Annotated in this window: 3 protein-coding genes; 1 reads left to right on the forward strand and 2 read right to left on the reverse strand. The window is 74.9% G+C overall.

What is annotated here, in order from left to right:
- Nucleotides 1–43: 43 nt before the first annotated feature.
- A complete protein-coding gene (locus ACFCX4_RS35400; protein WP_376151448.1) occupies nt 44–619 on the reverse strand; it encodes a MarR family winged helix-turn-helix transcriptional regulator in 576 nt (191 codons plus the stop codon).
- A 172-nt stretch (nt 620–791) separates the two neighbouring features.
- Nucleotides 792–1,595, reverse strand: coding sequence for an acetoacetate decarboxylase family protein (locus ACFCX4_RS35405; protein WP_376151450.1), 804 nt, complete (start codon nt 1,593–1,595; stop codon nt 792–794).
- Nucleotides 1,596–1,993: 398 nt separating this feature from the next.
- Between ACFCX4_RS35405 and ACFCX4_RS35410 the strand changes: the two genes are divergently transcribed.
- A complete protein-coding gene (locus ACFCX4_RS35410; RefSeq protein WP_376151452.1) occupies nt 1,994–3,256 on the forward strand; it encodes a glutamine synthetase family protein in 1,263 nt (420 codons plus the stop codon).
- Nucleotides 3,257–3,352 lie beyond the last annotated feature (96 nt).

Consider the following 3,352-nt stretch of genomic DNA (forward strand, 5'->3'; position numbering starts at 1 on the left):
CGCCGAGGGGGCGGACCGGGCCTTCCGGTACGGGGTGACGGGCTCAGCCTTCGCGGCGGCGCCGCCCGCCGGGCCGCGGCGGCGGCGGGGGAGCGTCGGCGGAGAGTTCCGCGCGGCGCTCCTCGCCGTCCTGCTCCAGCGTGCCGACGACCCGGCGCAGCAGTCCGGCCAGCTGCTCGCACTCCTCCTCGGAGAGCGCGCCGGCCACGAAGGCCTCCTCCTGGTTGAAGCGCGGGAACAGCCCGGCCATCAGTTCCTCGCCGGCCGGGGTGAGCCGCAGCAGCACCATCCGCCCGTCCGAGGGGTGGCCGACGCGCTCGACCAGGCCGCGGGATTCGAGGGTGCGGGCGACCCCGGTGAGGGTGCCCTTGGAGATGCCCGCCTCCTCGGCCACGTACCGGGTCTCCATCTCGCCCCAGATCCAGACCACCCAGAGCACCACGAAGGAGGTCCAGGTCAGCTGGGCGCCGCGCAGGACCGAGTTCTCCAGGTGCTGGCGGACGGCGGCGGCGGCCCGGTGGATGTTGCCGACGGCGGCCATCTGGGCGTGCAGCAGCGGCACCGTTCCCAGTTTGGCCCGGACGGCCTGCTCGGTCTCCTCGATGGTGCGGTTGGTCACCGGTGGTCCCCTCCCCGCGGCCGGCCGCGGCCGCCTGCGGTCGTGTCGTCGGCCCGAATCTAGCGTGCCGGGCACTCCATTTGCACCCGTACGAGTCCGCGGGCGGGCCCCGGACGGCGTCCGGGTGCGGGCGGGTCCGGGTGCGCGCGCACCCGGACCCGGATGCGGTCCGTCAGCGGGCGTCGGGCGTCGGCTCCAGGAGCCGGCCGCCGTCCCAGACCACGCCGACCTGCCGGTAGTAGGCGGCGATCGGCTCCTCGATCCGCAGTGCGGCGAGCTCCTCGGTGGGTGCCTCGAACAGTTCGAGGTCGGCGGTGCCGCGCCAGGCCGGTCCGGCCTCGAAGGCGGCGGCGCCGCTCTCCACCAGCTCGTTCAGGGCGAGCGTGTCCGGCCGGTCGATGGCGGGCAGCTGCCGGTGGTGGGCCATCGGGTGGCCGTTGACGAACCCGTTGGTCGGGGACTCCTCCGTGAGCGTCACCACCGCCTGGGCGAGCCGCCGGTCGGCCGCCGCGAGGGTGGCGCCGAACCGGGCGCCGGCCTCGATCCGGGGTGCCGGGCCGTACGGGTGCGGGCGGGTCTGGTGGATCGAGCCGAGCTTCTTCGGGTAGCCCTGGTGCAGACCGCGCGCGATCGCGAAGTCCTTGTCCACCCAGATGTAGACGCAGCGCGAGTAGGTGCGGCCCCGGTAGGAGCAGCGCACCACGGCGAAGCACTCCTTGTACTGGGCGCGGACGGGGTCGAGCAGTTCGGCGCCGTCGGCGGCGCAGGACTGCCAGTCGGCCCAGATCAGGGCGACCGCGCCCGGGTCCTCCTCGGCGAGCCCCAGGGGTTCGGGGAGCAGTTCGGCGACCCTGGCCGGGTCGGTGCGGTACTCGATCGTCAGCAGGTCGCCCGAGTAGCGCCAGGGCGGGGACGGGACGAGCGAGGAGCGGCCGGTGGCCGTCCTGGGGTGAAAGAAGCCGTGCACGGTGGCCACGGCACCTCCTGGATCACGGGGCCGGGGGAGCGGCGGCGCGCAGGCGCCGCCCGTCTCTCGTTTGGGGCCATACGATATGCGCTCGCGGCCCGGCTGTCACCCTTTCGGGTCCGATCGCGCGGATCCGCCCGGAGGGCTTGTCCCGCGGTGCCGGTCGGGCCTACTGTTTGATCCCAAACGAGAGTTCGGGTCGGAGCTGACCATCCGCCCGCCCGGACCGAGGTTCACTCCCTCCCCCCCACGCCCGCCTCACGAGGAGGCCCGCAGTGACCGACCCGGTCGCCACCCCCAGTGCCGCCCCCGACCCGGCCCCCGCCGCCGCGTCCGACCCCGAGGCGACCGCCGCCGCCCTCAAGGCCGGCGGCATCGACGTCGTCCGGGTCACCTACCCGGACCTCATGGGCACCGACCGGGGCCGCGACGTCCTGGTCGAGGCCCTGCCCGCCGCCGTCGAGCACGGCCTCGCGTTCTGCCGCGCCATCTACCACACCGGCCCGCTCGGCGAGGTCGTCCCGGTCGAGGGCGGCCTCGACGCCGGCCTGCCCGACATCACCTTCCACCCCGACCTCACCACCCTGGTCCCGCTGCCCTGGGAGCCCGGCGTCGCCTGGTGCCTCGGCCGCACCACCGACCCGCGCACCGGCCGCCCCGGCCCGGAGTCCCCCCGCGAGGTCCTGCACGCCGTCACCGAGCGCCTCGCCGGGCTCGGCCTGACCGCCGTCGTCGGACCGGAGCTGGAGTACTTCCTCTGCGACCCCGACCCGTCCGCGCCGAGCGGCTGGCGCCCCTACGCCGCCGATCCCGGCAACGTCTACGCGGCCGGCCGGCGCGGCGACCCGGACGGCCACCTGCTGCGCACCCTGCGCCTGCTCGCCGGCCTCGGCATCGGCGTCACCATGGGCAACCACGAGTTCTCCGGCGGCCAGTTCGAGATCAACCTCACCCACTCCGAGGCCGTCGACGCCGCCGACCGGGCGTTCCGCTTCAAGGCCGCGGTCAAGGAGATCGCCCGCACCGAGGGCAGGGCGGCCACCTTCATGGCCAAGCCCTTCAACAGCGAGGGCGGCTCCGGTTTCCACCTGCACGTCTCCGTCGTCGACGGTGACGGACGGAACGTCTTCGCCGACCCCGCCGCGCCCGACGGCCTCTCCGCCACCGCCCGGCACGCGATCGGCGGCGTCCTGCGGCACGCCCCGGCACTCGCCGCGCTGCTGAACCCCACGGTGAACTCCTACAAGCGCTTCGGCCCCGACACCCTGGCCCCCTGGCTGATCGACTGGGGCCTGGACAACCGCAGCGCGATGGTGCGGATCCCCCCGGAGCGCGGCGGCGCGACCCGCCTGGAGGTGCGCCTGGGCGATGCCAGCGCCAACCCCTACCTGGCCGTGGCCGGTCTGGTCGCGGCCCTGGCGCTGGGCATCGAGGAGGCCGTGGAGGCGCCCGCGCCGCTGGAGGGCTACGGCTACGACGCCACCAAGGCGCCGGTGCTGCCCGGCTCGCTCGGCGCCGCGCTGGACGCCCTGGAGGCCGACACCGCCCTCTGCGAGGCGCTCGGGAAGGGCTTCACCTCGGCCTTCCTCGCCTTCAAGCGGGCCGAGCTGGAGCGCTTCTCCCGGTACGTCACCGACTGGGAGTTCCGCGAGTACGGCTACCACCTCTGAGCCGCCGGTCCCGCCGCCGAACAACAACGCCGCCGTCGCCTTCCAGAACGCGGACACCCTGGCCGGTTACCGGGCCTCCCTCGTCACCAACCGCAC

Origin of the sequence: Kitasatospora sp. NPDC056327 (assembly GCF_042261735.1) — a bacterium.
Classification (GTDB): domain Bacteria; phylum Actinomycetota; class Actinomycetes; order Streptomycetales; family Streptomycetaceae; genus Kitasatospora.